Here is a 19,870-nt window from a genome sequence, read left to right as displayed (position 1 = left end):
CATGGACAGGACCATCGCACTCGAACGACTTCGCGCCACCGTCGCGCGCGGACAGGCCGTCATCGGCGCCGGGGCAGGCACCGGCATCTCGGCGAAGTCCGCGGAGGCGGGCGGCGTCGACCTCATCATCATCTACAACTCCGGCAGGTATCGGATGGCCGGTCGCGGCTCGCTGTCGGGCCTGCTCGCTTACGGGGACGCCAACCAGGTCGTCGTGGAGATGAGTCGGGAGGTGCTGCCGATCGTCCGCGACACCCCGGTGCTCGCCGGCGTGAACGGGACGGACCCGTTCCGGATCATGGAGCGCTTCCTCGACGAGCTCAAGACGATGGGGTTCACCGGCGTGCAGAACTTCCCGACCGTCGGGCTCTTCGACGGCGTCTTCCGCCAGAACCTCGAGGAGACGGGCATGGGCTACGACCTCGAGGTCGACATGATCCGCCTCGCCGCCGAGCGTGACCTCCTCACGGCCCCGTACGTCTTCGACGTCGAGTCGACGGTCGCGATGACCGAGGCGGGTGCTGACGTCCTCGTCCCGCACATGGGCCTCACGACGGCCGGCACGATCGGCGCGACCACGGCACTCTCGCTGGAGGAGTCGGCGCACCGGGTGCAGGAGATGCGCGACGCGGCCGTCGCGATCAACCCGGACGTCATCGTGCTGTGCCACGGCGGTCCGATCGCCGAACCGGAGGACGCCGCCTTCATCCTCGCCAACACGACGGGCGTCGCCGGGTTCTTCGGCGCGTCCTCGGCCGAACGCCTCCCGACCGAGCGGGCGATCAAACGCCAGATCGAAGACTTCAAGGCCATCCAGACCCGCTGACCGACGGCACGACCGACCACCCGACCACTCGACGAGGAGCATCCCATGACCGAACCAGCCATCACCCCCGCCACCGCCGGCCGTCGCCCCGACGAGGTCCCCACCCGGGTCTTCGACTGGGGCACCATCAAGTGGCTCGTCACCCCGCACCTCGACGAGGGCGCCGGACTCACGGTCGGCGAGGTCATCGTCTACCCCGGACAGGGCCACGCACCCCACCAGCACCCGGGCGAGGAGGAGGTCATCACGGTGATCTCCGGCGAGGGCGTGCAGACCGTCGGCGACGGTCCCGCGTTCCCGATCCGCGAGGGCGACGCCGTGTACATCCCGAAGGACACCGTGCACTCCACCTACAACACGACGTGGCGCCCGCTGCGACTGTCGGTCGTGTACACCCCTGGTGGCGCGGAGACGGGGCTCGACGGCCTGCCCGACGCGCGCATCCTCGACGCCGGAACGGCGCCGAGCTGGAAGCAGGATCGCTGATGCCGGTGATCGAACCGGGCTCCTGGGTGCATCCGGGTTCGAAGCCGGACTGGAGCGAGATCGGCACGATCGGGCGGTTCGCGGTGTCGGTCGACGGCGGACGGTTCGACCGGCACCACCACGACGACCACGAGATCTGGTTCATCACCGAGGGCAAGGGGAAGGTGCTCGTCGACGGTGGCGAGCGTTACGTGCAGTCAGGCGACATCGTGCTGACGCAGGCGGGCGACACCCACGACATCGTCGAGGTGTACGAGACGATCCGTGGCTTCTTCACGGAGACGGGACTCCCGGCCGGTGGGCGCGTCGGCCATCTGCACGCGAACGAGGAGGACGCCGGCGGGCACGTGGTGACCGCACTCCCGCTGCCCGCCGACTTCCCGGCCCGAGCCTAGGATCGTCCGTATGCGCATCGCCGTCACCGGGAGTTCGGGCAAGCTCGGCTCCGCCACCGTCGAACGACTGCTGCGGGACGGCCACGACGTGCACGGACTCGACGTCGCGGGCACGGCCGGGCCGGGGTTCACCCGTGTGGACCTGACCGACTACGGGCAGACGATCGACAGTCTGCTCGGGGTGACGGCGAGGTTCGCAGGTCTCGACGCCGTGGTGCACCTGGCCGCGATCCCGGTGAACGGGCTCGTGCCGGATGCGGCGACGTTCCACAACAACCTGACCGTGTCGTTCAACGTGCTGCACGCGGCGCTGCGGGCGGGCATCCGGACGATCGTGGCGGCGTCGAGCATCACGGCCATGGGATTCCCGTTCGATGAGGCGCCCGAGTTCCTGCCGATCGACGAGACCGTCAGTCGCGCGAACAACACCTATGCGCTCGGGAAGGTCGCCGAGGAGGCGATGGCCGCACAGCTGGTGCGGTGGGCCGACGGGACGTCGATCACCGCGTTGCGGTTCACGAACGTCGTGGCGCCCGGGGAGTACGGGACGTTCGCGCGGGCGTCGGAGCCCGGGTACCGGCGCGACCTCCTGTTCAGCTACGTCGACGCACGCGACGGTGCGCAGGCGGTCGCGCTGGCGCTGACGCGAGCGGAGCCCGGTTTCGAGGTCTACGACGTGTGCGCCTCCGACAACGGGACGACCGTGCCGTCGGCGGAGCTCGCGGCGACGCACTTCCCCGGCGTCCCGCTGCGGGCGGGGCTCGGCGAGTTCGAGACGCTCATGTCCATCGACAAGGCCCGCGCACGACTCGGTTTCGAGCCCGAGTACTCCTGGCGGGACGAGTTCGAGCGCGAGCAGGCAGTGCGGGGCTGATCGGCACGGAAACGAACGAGGCGCTGATCGGACGATCGACGGATGAGTGCACCCCGGTTCGCGCGAGCGCGATGCCGTTGACCGGCGACGGGGCATCCGAGGCCGGTCGGGCGTTCCTCCTCGCTGAGTACGGCTTTGACGACGCGCTCGACGAGGCGACCCGGGTCGGCACGCCCAAAGTCGGCGCTGCACCCGAGAGTGGTACGAACGGTCGAGACCGGTCCGGGAACCCGCCGCGTCGCCTAGCGGACGCCGGCCTCGGCTTCGGCCAACGCCCGCACCTCGGCGACCTCGCGGATCTCGTCGGCACCGATGTTCGCCCCGAAGAGCTCGTGCCCCGGTTCGAGCACGACGCCAGCGCGCAGCGGCCCGATCTCGACCGGGTCGAACCCGAGGGCGTCCACCACGGCCGAGACGGCCGCCCGGTCCGCGGGGGCGTCGCCGGCGATCGCGATGCCCTTGCGGCCCGGTGCGCCGGTGGGACGTGGCTCCCCGTCGAGGTCGTGGTACCCCATGTGGTTGAACGCCTTCACGACCCGGGACTCCGGCAGGAAGGCGGCGACCAGCTCGCTCGTCGAGGTCTCCGGCGCACTGAGGTCCTCGCGGTGGCCGTCGACCTCCCACCAGTAGTTCATGGCGTCGATGACGAGTTTGCCGCGCAGCTCGTCGACGGGCACCGAGCGATGTTTGCCGAGGGGCAGCGCGAGGATGACGATGTCGGCCTGGGTCGCTGCCTCGGCGGCGGTCGTGGCGACGGCACCCGGAGCGATGACGTCGATCGTCAGGGCGATCCGGGCGGCGTCGCGCGAACCGCTGATGAGCACCCGATAGCCGGCGGCGACCGCGAGTCGTGCCAGGACCGTGCCGACCTTGCCGGCACCGAGGATGCCGATGGCGACGCCCTGCGACGAAGCGGGGTCGTCGGCGGATCGGTCGGTTCCGGAAGCGGTGTCGGACATGGGTCTCCTTCGTGGACGGTGCGGCCGCACGCGGTCGCCTGGGTCAACCGGGGGTCGTCCATCGCTATTCCGAGACCGGTCCGACGTGGACGCGCAACCCCTCCTCCGCGATCGCCCGCTCGACGTAGCGTTGCCGCATGACTGACGCAGAACAGACCGACGCAACGACCCCCGACGCCACGACCTCCGGCTCACCCGAGACGATCGGCGCCACCGAGGAGACCCTCGGGGCCCGGGGCGACGACAGCTCGACGAGCGCGAGCAAGGACCCCGAGGACTGGGTCACCGGCGACGAGCCGATGACCGGCCCGCAGCGCAGCTACCTCGACACTCTGGCGCGCGAGGCCGGCGAGGAGCTCCCCGCCGACCTGACGAAGGCGCAGGCCTCCGAGCACATCGACCGGCTGCAGAACGCCACCGGCCGCGGTCAGTCCGGATCCTGAGCGCCGCCGCCACCGTGACCGACTCCAGCAGGGCTCCGCTCCATCACGAGGTGGTCGTCATCGGTGGCGGCAACGCCGGTCTGTCCGTCGCCGGCAGGCTCCGGCGATACGGGGTCGATGACGTCGCGGTCATCGAACCGCGCGAACACCACCGGTACCAGCCGATGTTCTCGCACGTCGCGGGCGGGACCGCGTCCGCGTCGGTGGCCACGAGGCCCCAGCGCGCGGTGACGCCGAAGGGCGTGACCTGGATCCAGGACCGGGTCCGGTCCGTCGACCCGGTCGCGAAGACGCTGACACTCGAATCCGGCACCGCCGTCGAGTACGACCAGCTCATCGTCGCTCCGGGCATCCAGCAGGACTGGGACGCCGTGCCCGGTCTGACGGAGGCGATGGCCTCGCCGGTGGGGATCTCCAACTACACGTTCGAGTACGCGCAGAAGGCCTCGCGCGTGCTCCGGTCGGTCCGCTCCGGCACCGTCGTGTTCACGCAGCCCGCCGGCCCTGCGAGCTGCTCGGGTGCCGCGCAGAAGCCGATGTACCTCGCGTGCGACCACTGGCGGCAGACGGGCGTCCTCGACGACATCCGTGTGGTGCTCGTCGTGCCCACACCCACGATGTTCGGCATGCCGATGATCGACGCCGAACTCGACCGCAAGGTCGCCGAGTACGGCATCGAGGTGCGGTTCTCGCGCGAGCTCGTCGCGGTCGACCCGGAGCAGCGCGTGGTGACCATCGCGCGGACCGACCCGCAGGACGGCCCGGATCGCGGGCAGGACGGCGTGACGGGGGGACTTCGGGAGGAGATCCCCTACGACGTCCTCCACGCGGTGCCGCCGCAGTCCGCTCCGGACTGGCTCGCGGCAACGGCGCTCGCCGAGCCCGGCAACCCGGGTGGCTTCGTCGAGGTCGACTCGCTGACCCTGCGGCATCCGCGCTTCCCGGACGTCTGGGCGCTCGGCGACGCCGCCGCGGTGATGAGCTCGAAGTCCGGCGGAGCCCTCAGGCAACAGACGAAGACCCTCGCGAAGAACCTCGTCGCCGTGCGGTCCGGCCGGGAGCCGAGCACGGTCTACAACGGCTACTCGGTGTGCCCGTTCACGGTCTCCCGCGGGACGGTGGTGTTCGCCGAGTTCGACGACCGCTACCGCCCGAAGCCCTCGATCCCGTTCTGGAACGGACTCGCGAAGGAGCGTCGGTTCACGTTCATCGCCGACCGCCACGTCCTGCCCTGGGTGTACTGGAACCTCATCCTGCAGGGTCGGGCGTGAGCGTCCGCAGCCGCACACCGAAGGTCGTCTCCGCCACCGGCACCCGATAGCGCTCGGGCAGGGCCGGCCCGCACGACGAGCTGCCGAGCCCGTGCTGCGCGTGGTCGAGGTTGAGCCACACACGGCCGGAGTCTCGGAGGTCCTGCGGGTGGCGGGCCTCCTCGAGCGCTTCGCTCGTCCATCGTCTGGCGGTGAAGTCGAAGCCGGTGTCCTGCAGCTGCTCGGCTCGCAGGGTCGGCAGGCCGTCGCCGGAGAGTTCCACCCACCGCGTCCCGACGTGGTTGCCGTTCTCCTCGGGCACCGGGTAGTCGGTCTGGAGCCCGTCGACACTGCTCGTGAAGCGACCGACGCGCGCCGCGGCGAGGCTGTCGACGTACGACTCGCCGGGGCCCCGACCGAACCAGGTCGCATCCGTGTAGCTGCCCGGTAGTCCGAGTCGGAGGCCCAGGCGCGGCAGCGTCAGCACGTGATCGCCGATGGGGGTGTGCTCCCAGATCCCCTCGGGGACGACGGTGACCGACAGGTCCAGGGCGCCGCCCACGTCGGTCCAGTCGAACGTCCAGTGCAGGCCGAGCCCGTGCGCGGCCGGGGCGCTGCGGCCGGCGACCCGCAGGCCGCCGCCCTGCCCGTCGTCGATCCGCTCGACGGCGTCGGTCCGGTGGAGGAAGCGGTCGAGTCCCGTGAGCTTCCAACTGGCTGCGGCCGTGTTCCGCGGCCCCTGGCCCCGGTCGTTCTCGGTGGGTGCGCGCATGATGTCGAGGACGGGCCCGTCGAACTCGAGATCGCCGAGCGCGCGGAGTCGGCCGGTGCGGGCGTCGAAGGAGCCTGCGCCGAGGGTGATGCGGTGGCCCGGCGTGCGGTCGGCGTGAGCGAGGGGTCTGCGTGCCGCGGCCGCCACGGGAACGGTGACGCCGGTCGGATCCGCCGGTCGGTCGGCGGCGATCCGCGCCTGCCCGAACGCGACCTCGTGTCCCGCTGCCGCCCACGGCTCGTCGGTCGCCAGGACCGCGCGCACGGTGAGCCAACGCTCGACGGGTGCGCCGGAGACGGGATCGACACCGGCGGTCGGCACGGTCGCCTCGGCCGGCAGGTCGACGGTCGCCGCGCTCCGGGGGTCGACGGGCGGTGTCGTCAACGCACCCGACGCGACGGCGAGGCCGTCGTCCTCCAGCTGCCACCGGAGCGCCAGGTGATCGAGTGACCGCATGTCGTGTTTGTTCCTGACCGTCAGCGTGCCGGTGGTGGCGTCCGCCAGGAGCTCGACCGGACTGATCGCGGCGTGCAGCTCCGCGAGGCCGGGGGAGGGCGTGCGGTCGGCGAAGACGAGTCCGTCGAGGCAGTAGCGTCCGCCGTTCGGTCGGAAGGCGACATCGCCACCGTGCATGACGAACTCGTTCCCGGCGGCGTCGGTGCTGCGGAAGCCGTGGTCGATCCACTCCCAGACGAAGCCGCCGCAGAACCGGTCGGAGGACTCGAGGATCCGCTGGTAGTCGACGAGCGACCCCGGGCCGTTGCCCATCGCGTGCGCGTACTCGCAGAGCAGGAACGGGAGTCGCCGCCGACGCACGTCGTCCGGCGACCCCGCCACGACGCCCACGGGGCTCGGTTCCTCGCGACGGCCGATGGCCTCGAGCAGCTCCTGGTCGGGGTACATGAGGCTGGAGAAGTCCGAGTTCCGATACGACGGATCGCGCTCGTAAATGATCGGCCGAGACGGATCGCGCTCGCGGATCCACTGCTCCAGCACGTCGAAGTTCTCGCCGACCCAGCTCTCGTTCGCCATCGACCACACGACGATCGACGGGTGGTTCTTGTCTCGCTCGACCATCCGCTGGACACGGTCGAGCATCGCGTCGCCCCAGACCGGCTCCGTCGGCGGGTTGCCGGCCCAGTCGGTGTAGATGAAGCCGTGGGTCTCGAGGTCGCACTCCTCGACCACCCACAGCCCCAGCTCGTCGCAGAGGCGGAGGAAGTCCGGGTGGGGCGGGTAGTGGCTCGTGCGCACGGCGTTGAGGTTGTGCTGCTTCATGAGCAGGATGTCCTGCCGCATGGTCTCCGTGTCGAGTGAACGGCCGCGGTCCTGGTCGTGCTCGTGCCGGTTGACCCCGCGGAACAGCACCGGGACGCCGTTCACGAGGAAGCGGCCGTCCTCGATGGAGACGGTGCGGAACCCGATGCGCAGCTCGACGGTCTCGTCGGCCACGGGCGTCTCATCGGTCGGCCTCGGCCTGAGGTGCGCCGTGTAGAGGCGCGGTACCTCGGCGCTCCAGGGCTCGACCGGCAGAGCGGTCGCGGTGCCGGTGGGGAGGTCGAGGATGCCGAGCTCGGGGACGTCGACGAGGCCGGGGACGTCGGTGTCGACGCGCAGGACGCCGATGCCGTCGCGATGGTCGTAGCTCGCGCGGACCTGGACGTCGTCGATCGCGCCGGCCGGGCGTTCCAGGAGGTCGACGTCGCGGAAGATCCCCGGCAACCACCACATGTCCTGGTCCTCCAGGTACGTGCCGCTCGACCACCGGTGCACCCGCACGGCGAGGACGTTCTCACCGGGGACAAGGTGCTCGCCGACGTCGTACTCCACCGGGAGACGGCTGCCCTTGCTGTGGCCGAGGAGCACACCGTTCAACCACACGGTCCCGCAGGAGTCGACACCCTGGAAGCGCAGCACCGTGTCAGCGCGACGCCAGTCCTCCGGCAGGGTGAAGGTACGGCGGTAGTCGCCCGTCGGGTTCTCCTCGGGCACGCGAGGCGGGTCGATCGGGATCGGGAACGCGGTGTTCGTGTACAGCGGCTGCCCGTGGCCCTCGAGGACCCAGTGCGCGGGCACCCGGATGCGGTCCCAGGAGGAGTCGTCGAGCGACGGATCACCGAAGGTGTCGCCCGTCCCGTCGGCCGTGGGCGAGAGCGTGAACGCCCAGTCGCCGTTGAGGGACAGCCGACGTGCGTCGCTCAGTTCGTCGGCACGGGGTCGCCGCCGGCCGGTCCCCGGGATCGGGTCTTCGACCCACGACGCCGCGAGCCCTGCTGAGTCGTTCATCGTCGTGCAACCTTCATCGTGATGCGGCCTTCATCGTCGGGCGTCCCTTTCTCAGGAGGTCATCGGCGCGCCGGCCCGGCCAGCGGACGCCACGCCGGCGGACTCCTGAGAAAGGGACAGTGGAAGGGAAAGGGGAGCGGGTGGGTGGATGGATGGATGGAGAACGGGCTCAGTCGGTGATGGTGCTCGGCGGGGTGCCGAGTGCGTCGAGGTCCGACCAGAAGTCCTCGGGGATGTGGGTCGTTCGCAGCGTCTCGACCTGTTCCAATCGCTCGGGCCGGTTCATCCCGACGACGGTGGAGTCGACGAGTTCCGATCTCGTCGAGAACGCGAGTGCGGCAGCCGCGAGCGGGACGCCATGGCGGGTGGCCAGCTCGTCGGCACGGTCGACCCAGGCCAGCAACTCGGGCGAACCGGCCTGGTACGCGTACGTGGCCGGCTTGCCGTCGCGCCCGCGCCGTCCGGCGAGGAGTCCGCCCCCGAACGGAGCCGCGTTGAAGACGCCCATCCCGAGCGAGCGCGCCTCCTCCAGCAAGCCGGTCGCCGATCGGTCGACGAGGGTGAACCGGTTGTGGGTGAGGAGCACGTCGAAGACGCCGGTGCGAACGTAGGGCAGCATCACGCTGATGGCACCCGCGGCGATCCCGATCGTGTCGACCAGCCCCTGCTCCCTGAGTGCCAGCATGCCCTCGATCGCACCACCCGGTGCCGACGCCTCCTCGAACGACACCGAGTACGGGTCGTGCAGGTGGAACACCGGGATGCGCTCGACGCCGAGCCGCTCGAGGCTCTCCTCGAAGGACCGCAGCACCCGGTCGCGGTCGAACACCGCCGTCGACGGATCCTGGTCGGCCTTCGTCACCACTCCGCGTCCCTCGGGCAGACCGCTCTGACGGATGGCGTCGCCGATCGCCGTCTCGCTGCGTCCGTCCGAGTAGTTGTTCGACGTGTCCACAAGCAGATTCGGACCACGGAGGGCGGCCGATGCGAACGCCGTGGAGCCCGGGCCGGTGGAGCCGTCGGCGCTCGCCGGCGTGCCGAGTCCTGAGGTGCCGACCGTGACCGGGCTCACGACGAGCCCGGTCGAGCCGAGCGGTCGGAGGTCGTCTGGTGTCGCCACTGCCGCGGTCGTCCGGTCGGTGGAGGAGGTGTGGGTCGTGTCGTCGTCGATCATGTCGTCCATCCTGCGGTCCTCGGGCACTTCGGCGTCACCCCTTGAGCGCGCCGGATGCCAGCCCCTTCATGATCCGCTGGTTGAGGAACACGAACACGACGAGCAGTGAGAACACGTTGATGCAGATGCCCGCGAACAGCGGCCCGTAGTCGACCTGGCCGAACTCCCCGCTGAAGTTCAGCAGACCCGCCTGGATGGTGCGGAGGTCGGCGTTCGTCGTGAAGGTCAGCGAGATGAGCAGGTCGTTCCAGATGGAGAGGAACTGGACGAGCCCGATCGTGAAGAGCGCGTTCCGCACCATCGGCAGTCCGATGGACCAAAAGGAACGGATGATGCCGGCTCCGTCGATCGTCGACGCCTCGAACACCTCGCGCGGCACGGCCCGGAAGTAGGCGGTCATCATGAAGACCGTCAGCGGCATCCCGAGCGCCGTGTAGGTGATGATCATCGGCCAGTACGTGTTCGTGAGGCCGAGGCTGAAGTAGGCGACGAAGAGTGGCACGAGGATCATCTGGCCCGGGATCATGATGCCGGAGATGAACAGCAGCAGCGTCAGGTTGCGGCGTTTCCACACCATCACCTCGAGGGCGAAGGCGGCGGCGACGCCGAAGATGAGGATGAAGACGAGTGACGGCAGGGTCACGATGACACTGTTGAGCAGGTTCTGCGAGATGTTGCCGGTCGTCCAGGCGGTGACGTAGTTGTCGAAGCTCCACGACTCCGGGAGGGAGAAGGTGGACTCCTGCAGGAACTCGCGCTGGTTCTTGAACGAGGACAGGAACAGCCAGACGATCGGGTAGATCTCGATCACGAGCAGGAGTCCGATGAGGATGACCGAGGGCAGTTTCCGCAGGTAGTAGGCGCGCGAGCGAGGAGCGCGACGCATCTTCGGCCGGCGGACGGCGGTGCCGGATCCGTCGCCGCTGCCGCTCGAGGCCGGTGTGGTGGCGCCGGGCGCCGGGGTGATGGCGGTCGTCATGGCGTCAGTCCTTCGTCAGGTCTTTGCGGGAGGTCTTGAAGATCAGGAGCGTCACGAGGAAGCACATGATCGTGAGCACGAACGCGAGCGTCGAGCCGTAGCCGTAGTTCTGGTACGTGAACGTCGTGTTGTACATGTAGAGCGTCAGCGGGGTCGTGGCCGTCCCTGGCCCGCCGCCCGTCAAGGCGAGCACCGAGTCGAACACCTTGAGCGTCGCGTTGAAACTGAAGATCACCGCGGACAGCAGGACGGGGAGTGACAGCGGCACGATGATGTACCGGACGAGCTTCAGGCCGCGGGCGCCGTCGATGCGGGCCGACTCGATCACCTCCTCGGGGATGTCGAGGAGCCCCGCATAGAGCAGGACGGCGTAGAAGCCCATCGACCGCCAGAGGTCCATGATGATGATCACGACGAACGCGCTGTCGGGCGAGCTGAACCAGTCCACCGAGTCGATGCCGAAGCCGTTCAGGATGGCGTTGACCGGTCCGGTCTGCGGCGCGACCTCGAACAGGCGCTTGAACAGCAGACCGACGGCGACGGTCGGCAGCACCACGGGGAAGAACACGAGCGTGCGGACGAGCGTCGACGCCTTCTTGAGGACGAAGACGTAAAAGAGGGAGAGAGCGTACCCGAGGGCGATCTGCGCGACCGTCGCGATGAGCGAGTACTTGATGCTGAAGAAGATCGCTTCCGGTGCCGTCGGGTCGGCGAACAGCTGGGCGAAGTTGTCGAGGCCGACGAACTCGAAGCCGCGCAGGTCGCCCTGGAAGAAGGTGAGGCCGAACGACCACATCACCGGGACGAGCTTCACCAGGGTGAAGATGAGCAGGGCCGGGCCCAGCAGGATGGCGATGGCCTTCCTGTCGCCGAGGACGTCTTTCATGCTGTGCTCCTGAGTCGGTCGGGGGACCGTGAGGCTGGGCGGCGAGGTGCGAGACCCGCTGCAGAGGTGGATGTCCGCGGACGGACGGATCCGGTCGCCGGGCGACTGCCGGGCGACCGGATCGCCGGTTACTTCTTGAGACCCGCGTCCACGCCGGCCTGGACGAGCGCCGCGAAGTCCTCGGGGGAGATGCCGCCGGTGAGCAGCGGGGCGGCGTTGGTCTGGGCGTCGACGCCGGCCTTCTCGGGGAGGAAGGTCTCGAACCAGGTGACCGTCTCATCGGTGTCGGCCATGATGCCCTGCACCTCGGCGGTGAGCGCGGGGACGTCGGTCACCTCTTCGTTGAGCTTGAACCCGGAGATGACGCCCTGGTTCTTCAGCACGCTGGAGCCGTAGTTCTCCGCGATGCAGCTCAGCCAGCCGCCGACCTTCTCCTCGTCGTAGCCCTTCGTGGAGAACGAGGTCGCCGCACCGGTGTTGGCCGGGTACTGGTCGATCGAACCCTTGCCGCCCTCGACGGTCGGGAACGGCATGAAGCCCACGGCGTCCTCACCGATCTGGTTGAGTTCGGTGTTGTAGACGTCGGCGAGCATCCAGGTGCCGTTGTACATCATGGCCGCGTTGCCGGTGAAGAACTCGCTCGTCGCGGTCTGCATGTCCATCGTCGTGATGCCGGCACCGAAGTACTTGCCGAGGTCCGCGACGGCGGTGATCGCCTCGACGTACTCGGGGTCGGTCAGCTTGGCGTCGCCCGAGGCGATGTCGTTCATCGCGTCCGGGCCGAGCAGCCGGAAGAGGTAGGTGCTGATGTAGCGGGTGATCGTCCAGCCCTGGGCACCGGAGACCGTGAAGGCGGACTTGCCGGAGGCCTGGACGGTGTCGGCGGCGTCGAGCAGTTCGTCCCACGTCTGCGGGACCGCGATGCCGAGGTCCGTGAACATCGTCTTGTTGTAGAAGAAGCCCTCAACGTTGTACTGGTAGGGCATCGAGACGAACCGGTCGCCGTAGATGTTCTTCACGGTGGCGACGGCCGAGGGGAGGATGTCGTCCATGACGCCCAGCTCGGTGAGGGTGTCTTCGAGGTCGAGGACGGTGTCGTCGTCGCCGAGGGTGCCGCCGGGCCGCAGCGGTGCGGTCGGTGCGGTGAAGGTGGTGGGCAGGGCGTTCTGGCTGGCGAGCAGCGTGACGCGCTGGAGCACGTCGGCCTGGGGCAGGGTCTCGACCTTGAGCGGCAGCGCCTTCTCGTTCGCGGCGCACGCGCCGTCGCCGAGAGCGGTGAGTTCATCGCGGACGATCGAGTTCTCGACGGCCGCGAGGTAGTCGAACGACGTGGCGCTCGAGGCACCGCCGTTCCCTGCGCAGGCGGTCAGGGCGAGAGCGGTGACGCCGAGAGCGGCGATGGCGGTGGCCGACCGACGTTTCGGGGCCCGGTGCGCTGTGGACACATTTCCTCCTTGAAGATGTGGCAGTGATGTTGAGACGCGAGCGGTGATGGTCGCGAGCAAAGTTGAAGCGTTTCAATGGCCGAGGCTAACCGCGCACGGGTCGCATGTCAAGCGTTGGATCAGTTCCGCTCGGCGAGGCACTTCGAGCATGACGAGGGCTGGACGGAATGCATATTGACACGTTTCAAGACGGCGACGAGAATGGGTGATCGTCGTCCCGTGATCTCGATCATGTCGGCACGACCACAGTCAACGACGATGCACGGCGATTCAACCCGCCGGACGAGGAACGGAACCGCACATGAGGTTGCAGGGCAAACGAGCCGTCATCACCGGGGCAGCAGGAGCGCTCGGCCGGGTGATCGCCCAGAAGCTCGCCGCGGAGGGGGCCGACGTCGCCGGCCTCGACCTCAACGCCGCCGGGCTCGAGGAGACGGCGGAGCTCGTCCGTGCACACGGGGTGCGGGCCGCATCGGCGACGGCCGACCTGACCGACTTCGACGCCGTCCAAGCTGCCGTCGGCGGCATCGTCGACGAGTGGGGCGGGGTCGACATCTTGCTGAACGGTGCGGGCGGCGGCGCGGTTAGCTTCTTCCACGAGATGACGTACGAGACCTGGATGACCCAGATGGACCGCAACCTCAACTCGGTGTTCAACGTCACGCGCGCGGTCCTGCCCTCGATGCTCGAACAGCGCTCCGGTCGCATCATCAGCATCGCATCCATCGCCGCCGTCAGTGGCGGACGCCTCGTGCGCGGGGCGACGGCCTACGCCGCGGCCAAGGCCGGCGTCGTCGGACTCACGAAGGCGCTCGCGATCGAGGTCGCCGAGCAGGGGGTCACCGTCAACGCGCTCGCCCCCGGAGCCCAGGCGACCCCCGGCCGCGACAACGACACCCCGGAGCGTCGCGAGGCGCTCCTCGCGCAGATCCCCACCCGGCTGCTCGGCGAGCCGGAGCACCTCGCGGAGACGGTCGTCTTCCTCGCCTCACCCGCCGCCGTGAACCTCACCGGCCTCATCCTGCCGCTCGACGGCGGACACTCGATCTGAGGCGACGGACGATGACGACAGGACCAGAGGACATGACGAGACTCGAGCGCGGCAAGGCGAAGTTCGACGAGGTGTACGGCGAGGGGAAGTCGGAGGGGCTCGTCGCGATGCAGACCGGGCTCGCGCAGGACCTTGCGCGCTTCGGCATCGAGTTCAACTTCGGCGACATCTACTCCCGGCCGGGGCTCACGCTGGCGCAGCGGGAGCTCATCACCCTCGCGGCTCTCGTCGCGCTCGGTGGGCTGGAACCACAGCTGCGCGGCCACACCCGCGGTGCGATCAACGTCGGCTGCACCGCGACGGAGATCCTCGAGACGGTCATCCACACCGTGCAGTACGCGGGGTTCCCACGTGCGCTCAACGCGATCCGGGTCGTCACGGACGCCCTCATCGAGGTCGGCGTGGAGATCCCCGAGCCCCTCGGACCGGAGCCGCACCGCGGTCAGGACTGACCGAGACGGGGCGATCTAGACTGAGCCGGGCCGCGGGAACGCTCCCGGGGCACGCAGCACGAGGGCAGGGGTGAAGCATGGGACGAGTCGGTATCCGCGAGGTCGCGACGCTCGCCGACGTCTCCATGGGCACGGTCTCCCACTACATCAACCACCCCGACCGCGTCTCGCCCGAGAAGCAGGAGCGCATCCAGCGGGCCATCGACCAGCTCGGGTTCGTCCGCAACAACGCCGCCTGGCAGCTGCGTCTCGGCCGGAGCGGCACCATCGCCTACATCGCGCCCGACGTCAGCAACCCGTTCTTCGCGACGATCGCAGAGGGGGTCGAACAGCGCGCCGCCGAGGACGGGCTCTCCGTCTTCATCGCGAACTCCAACCGCAGCCGTGAGCGCGAGGACGCCTACCTCGGCATGTTCGAGGCGCAGCGGGTGCAGGGCATGCTCGTCGCGTCGCACGAGTCGGTGGAGGAGCGGCTGACGAGCATCCGGCAGCGGGGCATCCCTTCGGTCCTCGTCGGGCAGCTGGCCTCCTCGCCGGACCAGCCCTCGGTGTCCGTCGACGACGTGCGCGGTGGGTTCCTCGCGGCCGAGCACCTGCTGGCGACCGGTCGTCGGCGACTCGCCTTCGTCGGTGGTCCACTCGGCATCCGTCAGGTCGCCGACCGGTTCGAGGGGGCGAGCGCCGCCGTGGCCGCCGTGCCCGGGGCGACCCTCGAGGTGATCGCGGGCACCGAGCGAACGATCGCCGAGGGCCGCGAGCTCGGCCGGGCCATCGCCAGCCGCCCGCCCGAGGCGCGTCCAGACGCCGTGTTCGCGGTGAACGACCTGCTCGCCCTCGGCATCATGCAGACGCTCGTCGTCGAGCACGGGGTCCGCGTCCCGGACGACCTCGCGATCGTCGGCTACGACGACATCGAGTTCGCGGAGTCGTCGATCATCCCGCTCACCTCGGTGCGGGCGCCGCACGAGGGCTTCGGTGTCGCCGCGGTGGAGCTGCTCCTCGGCGAGTTCGCCGTCGCGGAGGGTGCGCCGATCCCGCCGCTGTCCGCGCGCCACCTCGTCTTCCAGCCCGAGCTCGTCGTCCGGGCCTCACCGCGCGAGTAGTTCGCTTGTCGTACAAGCGCGAGAATCGGGCATCGCCGTGGAGGCGATGCCCGATTCGTTCATCGACTATCGTGGCGCTGAGCTAAGCGTGGCTGTTCGCGTAGTCGATGCAGGCTGCGGTGATGCCTGTAGAGGTGCCGATCAGCGCGGCCAGGCACACGCCGCATCCGATGCCGACCGTGACTGCGCAAGCCACGGCGCAAGCGGTAGCCAGGAGGCTGGCCGCCCAGACGGGGACGCCGCTCTGGCTCAAGCAAGAGCTCAACTCGCCCCACCAGTCGCCACTTCCGCTGACCGATACGGTCCCCGAGAGAGCGTCGGCGGCTTGAGACGCGGTCACGGACTGTGTCGACGTGAAGATGGAGTCCTGCCAAACGCTCATGCTTCCGCCACCTCGACCATCGGGCTGGAACAGCATCTCCACCGTGGATACGACTTCAGCACCGTCGTTCAAGAACACTGTCAGCGAAGACGGTGCCACCACGTTTTCGCCAACCAGATCGAATCTGGCGGCCACAGTCGACTCTTCAACTTTGAGGACGGAAGCCCGAGCAACGTCGACGTGCGCACCCCCTTGAACCTCGAGATGTTGTGAAGCTGCTCGGAGGAAGCGGTCTCGTTCCGAGCCGGTGATGTCGGTCGTCGAAAGCTCGCTCGCGTCTGTGACCAATCGAAGGACGTCGGATGATGTGGGTGTAGTCGAGTCCTCAGCGCGCGCTTGTGCGGGTGCAACGGTCATCACGACCGCGCACAGGGTAGCGGCCGTCAGCGCCGCGACAAATCGTGATACTCCCATAAGCTCCACTGCATTCTCCGTTTCGTTGTGTGGCACTCTTCATCGTTCTGAGGCGGACGCCGCAAGGAGCAGCGCGCCAGCGACGCAGAGCAATGGCACCGAGAGGAACCCGATCGCTGCTGCGGGTGACGGGAGAATCAGGCTCATGGACATGATCGGCGCCGAGACCGCGATGAGACCGACTCCCCAAGCTTTGTGAGGCCTGCGCGACCGCGGTTGCAGATGAGATGGCATGAGATTGATCCCTCCGACCGACTTCCCATGAAGCTAATACTTCTCATTTTTGCGCGCAATATGTATACGCAGAAAACTTTTATATCAAACATGTGTATGCTTCTGAGCGGCGAAATATCGAGATACCAGGTGGACGATCGGATCGATGGCTCGAGCGCGTCCTTGACGGTCGTCCCGGTGCCTGAGGACATCGCTGATCGTCGGCTACGACGACATCGAGTTCGCGGAGTCGTCGATCATCCCGCTCACCTCGGTGCGGGCGCCGCACGAGGGCTTCGGTGTCGCCGCGGTGGAGCTGCTCCTCGGCGAGTTCGCCGTCGCGGAGGGTGCGCCGATCCCGCCGCTGTCCGCGCGCCACCTCGTCTTCCAGCCCGAGCTCGTCGTCCGGGCCTCCTCCGTCTGAGCGGCGCGACCGTCAGGGCCGCGGCGACTGCCGGGTGGCCGTGCGGATGCGGTACAGGGAACTCGACGCGGTGATGTAGAGCGTCATGCCGTCCTCGCCGCCGAAGCAGACGTTCGCCGTGCGTTCGGGGACCGGGATGCGCAGGATGGTCGCGCCGGTGGGGTCGAAGACCTCGACGCCGTCGCCGGCCGACGACCAGACGTTGCCGTCGACATCGATCCGGAAGCCGTCGGATGCGGGGACCGCGGTGCTCGCGAAGGTGCGTCCCGGGGTGTCGCCGAAGACGACCGAGACGCCGTCCTCGGCGACGTCGTACGCGGCGATGCGGAGTGCGCCGTCACCCGTGTCCGACACGTACAGGATCGACCCGTCCGGTGAGAACGCCAGTCCGTTCGGGTGCAGCATCGCCGTGATGACCGGCTCGACCGCTCCGGTGTCCGGCTCGAACCGGAAGACGTAGCACCCGCCGTACTCCTGCTCGCCCGGGTGGCCCTCCTCCCCGCTCGGATCGATGCCGTACGGCGGGTCGGTGAACCAGATCGAGCCGTCGGCGTGCACGACGACGTCGTTCGGGGAGTTGAAGCGGCCGCCGGCCCAGCGGTCGACGAGCGTGATCGGACCGTCGGGCCCCTCGATCTCGACCGCGCGCCGCCCGTGGCTGCACTGCACGACGCGACCCTCTCGGTCGATCGTGCGTCCGTTCGTGTACTCGGCGCCGTCGCGGAACACGGCCGTCTCGCCGGTCGCGGTGTCGAACTCGAGGATGCGGTCGTTCGGGATGTCGCTCCAGCGCACGCGGCCGGTCTCCGCGATCCATGCGGGCCCCTCGCTCCAGATCGCGCCCGTGTACAGGTGCTCGAGTTCGGCTCCCTCGGCGAGCAGCGGCGAGGGTTCGTTCGTCATGGTGACGTCGTCGTCGGTCATGACGCACAGCCTATTCGGCAGGTGCGGGTCTACGCCGGATCGATGGGGGAGGAGCCGAGGTTGCGAGCGCTCGGTCGGGTGACGGGCGGTTCGACGATCGACTCCAGGAAGGCCCACGCATCCATGCGCCAGCGGTCACCGGCGACGTCGATCGCCTCGATTCGGAACGGCGGGGTGAGGATCGCGTCCCAGTCGATCGAATCGAGGACGCGTCGCGGGATCATCTCATCGACGTACGGCGCTTCACGCTCCGGATCCGGTGCGACCTCGGGCGCCTCGTCGTCGACGAGGACCTCGAGTCGGTCGATCATCGCGTCATCGAACGTCTGCATGCGGGTCACGAGCGTCTGCAGCTCGTCGGGGTCGAGTCCGGCGACGAGTTCGAGGAGATAGGCGCGCCCCGGATACGCTTCCGCGGGCACATCGACGATGTTGTATCGGCCGTCGTCGGAGATCCACATACGTCAACGCTAGCCCGTCGCGGCTGGAGGCCGGGCGAGAGTGATGAGGTGAAGTGAGGCGATCGGTCGCCCGGGCCGCGGTTCAGCGACGACGTGCCGCGACTCAGGCGGTGGGTACCTGCGTCGGGTGGACAGGCAGCTGCGCGGCTGGACGGACGAGCGCGGTCGGGCCGGGGTCGGTGAACCCGAACTGCTCGTAGAGGCCGTGCGCGTCGCTCGTGAAGAGCGTCCACCGGAAGTGCGCGCCGGGACCGTCGTCGATCATGGCCTGCACGATCCGCTTGCCGAGCCCGTGGCCCCGGTGCGCTTCGTCCACGATGACGTCGGCGAGGTAGCCGAAGCCGAGTCCGTCGGACACCGCTCGTGCGAAACCGACCTGGGCGCCCGTCTCCTCCTCGTACACGCCGATCACGCGCCAGGCGTCGTCGATCTGCGCCTCGACGTCGGCTCGGCTGCGCCACTTCGCCCAGTAGACCTCGCGGAGCAGGGCCCACACGGCGTCCCGGTCGATGCGGTCCTTCGAGTCGTCGATGCGATAGCCCATCGAGCCACCGTAGGACGGCCGGCACCGGGCCGTGGAGAGCCAGTCCGGTTCCGGTGGCCCGCTCGTCATCGGACGACACGACGGAATAGTCGAGCCGGCCGCGGGCTTAGCGTGAAGAGAAGTACCAGCGATGCACCGAACCCTGGAGGATCATCAGATGACTCACGCCCGCACCACCCTCGGAACGTCCGACCTGTCCGTCTTCCCGCTGAACCTCGGCGGCAACGTGTTCGGCTGGACCGCCGATCGGCAGACCTCGTTCGACATCCTCGACGCCTTCGTCGCGGGCGGCGGCAACTTCATCGACACCGCCGACGGCTACTCGGCGTGGGTGCCCGGCAACACCGGCGGTGACTCCGAGCGACTCATCGGCGAATGGCAGGAACTCCGAGGCAACCGCGACGAGCTCGTCATCGCGACCAAGGTCAGCCAGCACCCCGACTTCACAGGCCTCGCGGCCGACAACATCCTCAAGGCGGCCGACGCCTCGCTCGAGCGCCTCCGCACCGACCACATCGACCTCTACTACGCGCACTTCGACGACGAGTCCGTCCCGCTGGAGGAGACGGTGACGGCACTGTCGTCGCTCGTCGACGCCGGCAAGGTCCGCCACCTCGGCATCTCCAATTACTCCGCAGCGCGCATCGCCGAGTGGTTCGAGATCGTCGAGGCCAAGGGGCTCCACCGCCCGATCGCCCTCCAGCCGCACTACAACCTCGTCGAGCGCGAGTTCGAGGGCGAGCTGCGCACGATCGCCGAGCACGAGCAGCTCGCGGTGCTGCCGTACTTCTCGCTCGCGAAGGGCTTCCTGACGGGCAAGTACCGCGAGGGGTCGAGCGTCGACAGCGTCCGTGCCGAGGGCGCTCAGGCCTACCTCGCCGACCACGCCGCGCTCCTGCCCGTCCTCGACGAGGTCGCCGCGGCCCACGGCGTCTCCGTCGCGACGGTGTCGCTCGCGTGGCTCCGCTCGCAGCCGACCGTCGCCGCGCCGATCGCGAGCGCCCGCACGGTCGAGCAGCTGCCCGACCTCCTCGCCTCCGCCACGCTCGAACTCTCCGCCGACGAACTGGCCGCCCTCACCGCCGCCTCGGTCGCGTAGGGGCGGCCCCGGCGAGGGCACCTCCCCG

The 19,870-nt window shown here is 69.0% G+C and carries 21 protein-coding genes; 11 read left to right on the top strand and 10 right to left on the bottom strand.

The window, feature by feature from the left end:
• Nucleotide 1 precedes the first annotated feature (1 nt).
• From RWN05_RS07360 to RWN05_RS07345, 4 genes are read left to right on the top strand one after another with little or no spacing between them, the layout of a single operon-like run.
• Complete coding sequence (locus RWN05_RS07360) at nt 2–826, top strand: phosphoenolpyruvate hydrolase family protein (RefSeq protein WP_064295733.1); 825 nt, start codon at nt 2–4, stop codon at nt 824–826.
• A gap of 45 nt (nt 827–871) precedes the next feature.
• The gene (locus tag RWN05_RS07355; protein WP_064295734.1) at nt 872–1,312 is read left to right on the top strand and encodes a cupin domain-containing protein; all 441 of its coding nucleotides are present in this window, start codon (nt 872–874) and stop codon (nt 1,310–1,312) included.
• Nucleotides 1,312–1,707 (top strand): AraC family ligand binding domain-containing protein, encoded by a 396-nt coding sequence (locus tag RWN05_RS07350; RefSeq protein WP_314139104.1) that lies wholly within the window; start codon nt 1,312–1,314, stop codon nt 1,705–1,707. The genes RWN05_RS07355 and RWN05_RS07350 overlap by 1 nt, the downstream gene beginning before the upstream one ends.
• Before the next feature lie 10 nt (nt 1,708–1,717).
• A complete protein-coding gene (locus RWN05_RS07345; RefSeq protein WP_314139103.1) occupies nt 1,718–2,581 on the top strand; it encodes an NAD(P)-dependent oxidoreductase in 864 nt (287 codons plus the stop codon).
• Between the two features lie 242 nt (nt 2,582–2,823).
• Here the strand turns inward: RWN05_RS07345 and RWN05_RS07340 are convergent, their stop codons facing one another.
• Nucleotides 2,824–3,540 carry an NAD(P)-binding domain-containing protein gene (locus tag RWN05_RS07340; RefSeq protein WP_314139102.1) on the bottom strand — a complete coding sequence of 239 codons (717 nt, stop codon included), beginning with the start codon at nt 3,538–3,540 and terminating at the stop codon, nt 2,824–2,826.
• A gap of 137 nt (nt 3,541–3,677) precedes the next feature.
• Between RWN05_RS07340 and RWN05_RS07335 the strand changes: the two genes are divergently transcribed.
• Together RWN05_RS07335 and RWN05_RS07330 are read left to right on the top strand one after the other, a co-directional pair.
• The gene (locus RWN05_RS07335; RefSeq protein WP_064295746.1) at nt 3,678–3,983 is read left to right on the top strand and encodes a DUF3072 domain-containing protein; all 306 of its coding nucleotides are present in this window, start codon (nt 3,678–3,680) and stop codon (nt 3,981–3,983) included.
• Nucleotides 3,984–3,997: 14 nt separating this feature from the next.
• Nucleotides 3,998–5,254, top strand: coding sequence for an FAD-dependent oxidoreductase (locus RWN05_RS07330; protein WP_314139100.1), 1,257 nt, complete (start codon nt 3,998–4,000; stop codon nt 5,252–5,254).
• Here RWN05_RS07330 and RWN05_RS07325 read toward each other — a convergent pair.
• The 5 genes from RWN05_RS07325 to RWN05_RS07305 all read right to left on the bottom strand — a co-directional run bounded on the left by RWN05_RS07325 (nt 5,232) and on the right by RWN05_RS07305 (nt 12,775).
• Complete coding sequence (locus RWN05_RS07325) at nt 5,232–8,291, bottom strand: glycoside hydrolase family 2 TIM barrel-domain containing protein (RefSeq protein WP_314139099.1); 3,060 nt, start codon at nt 8,289–8,291, stop codon at nt 5,232–5,234. The two genes, RWN05_RS07330 and RWN05_RS07325, sit on opposite strands and share 23 nt — an antisense overlap.
• 169 nt (nt 8,292–8,460) lie before the next feature.
• Nucleotides 8,461–9,465 carry an aldo/keto reductase gene (locus RWN05_RS07320; RefSeq protein ID WP_079004049.1) on the bottom strand — a complete coding sequence of 335 codons (1,005 nt, stop codon included), beginning with the start codon at nt 9,463–9,465 and terminating at the stop codon, nt 8,461–8,463.
• A 34-nt stretch (nt 9,466–9,499) separates the two neighbouring features.
• Entirely contained in the window at nt 9,500–10,444 is a 945-nt protein-coding gene (locus RWN05_RS07315) for a carbohydrate ABC transporter permease (RefSeq protein WP_314139097.1), read from the bottom strand.
• Nucleotides 10,445–10,448: 4 nt separating this feature from the next.
• Nucleotides 10,449–11,330 (bottom strand): carbohydrate ABC transporter permease, encoded by an 882-nt coding sequence (locus tag RWN05_RS07310; protein WP_064295739.1) that lies wholly within the window; start codon nt 11,328–11,330, stop codon nt 10,449–10,451.
• 128 nt (nt 11,331–11,458) lie between these two features.
• On the bottom strand, nt 11,459–12,775 hold the full coding sequence (locus RWN05_RS07305; protein WP_079003547.1) for an ABC transporter substrate-binding protein: 1,317 nt from the start codon (nt 12,773–12,775) through the stop codon (nt 11,459–11,461).
• Nucleotides 12,776–13,076: 301 nt separating this feature from the next.
• On the opposite strand from RWN05_RS07305, the gene RWN05_RS07300 reads away from it, so the two are divergent.
• From RWN05_RS07300 to RWN05_RS07290, 3 genes are all read left to right on the top strand, one after another.
• Nucleotides 13,077–13,826, top strand: a complete 750-nt coding sequence (locus tag RWN05_RS07300; protein WP_064295740.1) for an SDR family NAD(P)-dependent oxidoreductase — start codon at nt 13,077–13,079, stop codon at nt 13,824–13,826.
• Between the two features lie 11 nt (nt 13,827–13,837).
• Nucleotides 13,838–14,278, top strand: coding sequence for a carboxymuconolactone decarboxylase family protein (locus RWN05_RS07295; RefSeq protein WP_205847546.1), 441 nt, complete (start codon nt 13,838–13,840; stop codon nt 14,276–14,278).
• A 77-nt stretch (nt 14,279–14,355) separates the two neighbouring features.
• Nucleotides 14,356–15,381 (top strand): substrate-binding domain-containing protein, encoded by a 1,026-nt coding sequence (locus tag RWN05_RS07290; RefSeq protein WP_314139095.1) that lies wholly within the window; start codon nt 14,356–14,358, stop codon nt 15,379–15,381.
• An 82-nt stretch (nt 15,382–15,463) separates the two neighbouring features.
• Here RWN05_RS07290 and RWN05_RS07285 read toward each other — a convergent pair whose 3' ends face one another.
• A complete protein-coding gene (locus RWN05_RS07285; RefSeq protein ID WP_314139094.1) occupies nt 15,464–16,213 on the bottom strand; it encodes a hypothetical protein in 750 nt (249 codons plus the stop codon).
• Between the two features lie 451 nt (nt 16,214–16,664).
• On the opposite strand from RWN05_RS07285, the gene RWN05_RS07280 reads away from it, so the two are divergent.
• Complete coding sequence (locus RWN05_RS07280) at nt 16,665–16,814, top strand: hypothetical protein (protein WP_240555574.1); 150 nt, start codon at nt 16,665–16,667, stop codon at nt 16,812–16,814.
• Between the two features lie 12 nt (nt 16,815–16,826).
• On the opposite strand, the gene RWN05_RS07275 is transcribed toward RWN05_RS07280, so the two are convergent.
• The 3 genes from RWN05_RS07275 to RWN05_RS07265 all read right to left on the bottom strand — a co-directional run bounded on the left by RWN05_RS07275 (nt 16,827) and on the right by RWN05_RS07265 (nt 18,743).
• Complete coding sequence (locus tag RWN05_RS07275) at nt 16,827–17,738, bottom strand: SMP-30/gluconolactonase/LRE family protein (protein WP_240555571.1); 912 nt, start codon at nt 17,736–17,738, stop codon at nt 16,827–16,829.
• Nucleotides 17,739–17,767: 29 nt separating this feature from the next.
• On the bottom strand, nt 17,768–18,199 hold the full coding sequence (locus tag RWN05_RS07270; RefSeq protein ID WP_064295749.1) for a hypothetical protein: 432 nt from the start codon (nt 18,197–18,199) through the stop codon (nt 17,768–17,770).
• Between the two features lie 103 nt (nt 18,200–18,302).
• Nucleotides 18,303–18,743 (bottom strand): GNAT family N-acetyltransferase, encoded by a 441-nt coding sequence (locus RWN05_RS07265; RefSeq protein WP_079004047.1) that lies wholly within the window; start codon nt 18,741–18,743, stop codon nt 18,303–18,305.
• Nucleotides 18,744–18,900: 157 nt separating this feature from the next.
• Here RWN05_RS07265 and RWN05_RS07260 point away from each other — a divergent pair, with 157 nt between their 5' ends.
• Nucleotides 18,901–19,842: an aldo/keto reductase gene (locus tag RWN05_RS07260; RefSeq protein WP_314139091.1), complete on the top strand. Its 942-nt coding sequence runs from the start codon at nt 18,901–18,903 to the stop codon at nt 19,840–19,842.
• The last annotated feature ends 28 nt before the right edge of the window (nt 19,843–19,870 follow it).

Origin of the sequence: uncultured Plantibacter sp. (assembly GCF_963518075.1) — a bacterium.
In the GTDB taxonomy this organism is placed as follows: domain Bacteria; phylum Actinomycetota; class Actinomycetes; order Actinomycetales; family Microbacteriaceae; genus Plantibacter; species Plantibacter flavus_A.
Note: the sequence above shows the minus strand (reverse complement) of the source record. Positions and strands in the feature narration are given on the sequence as shown.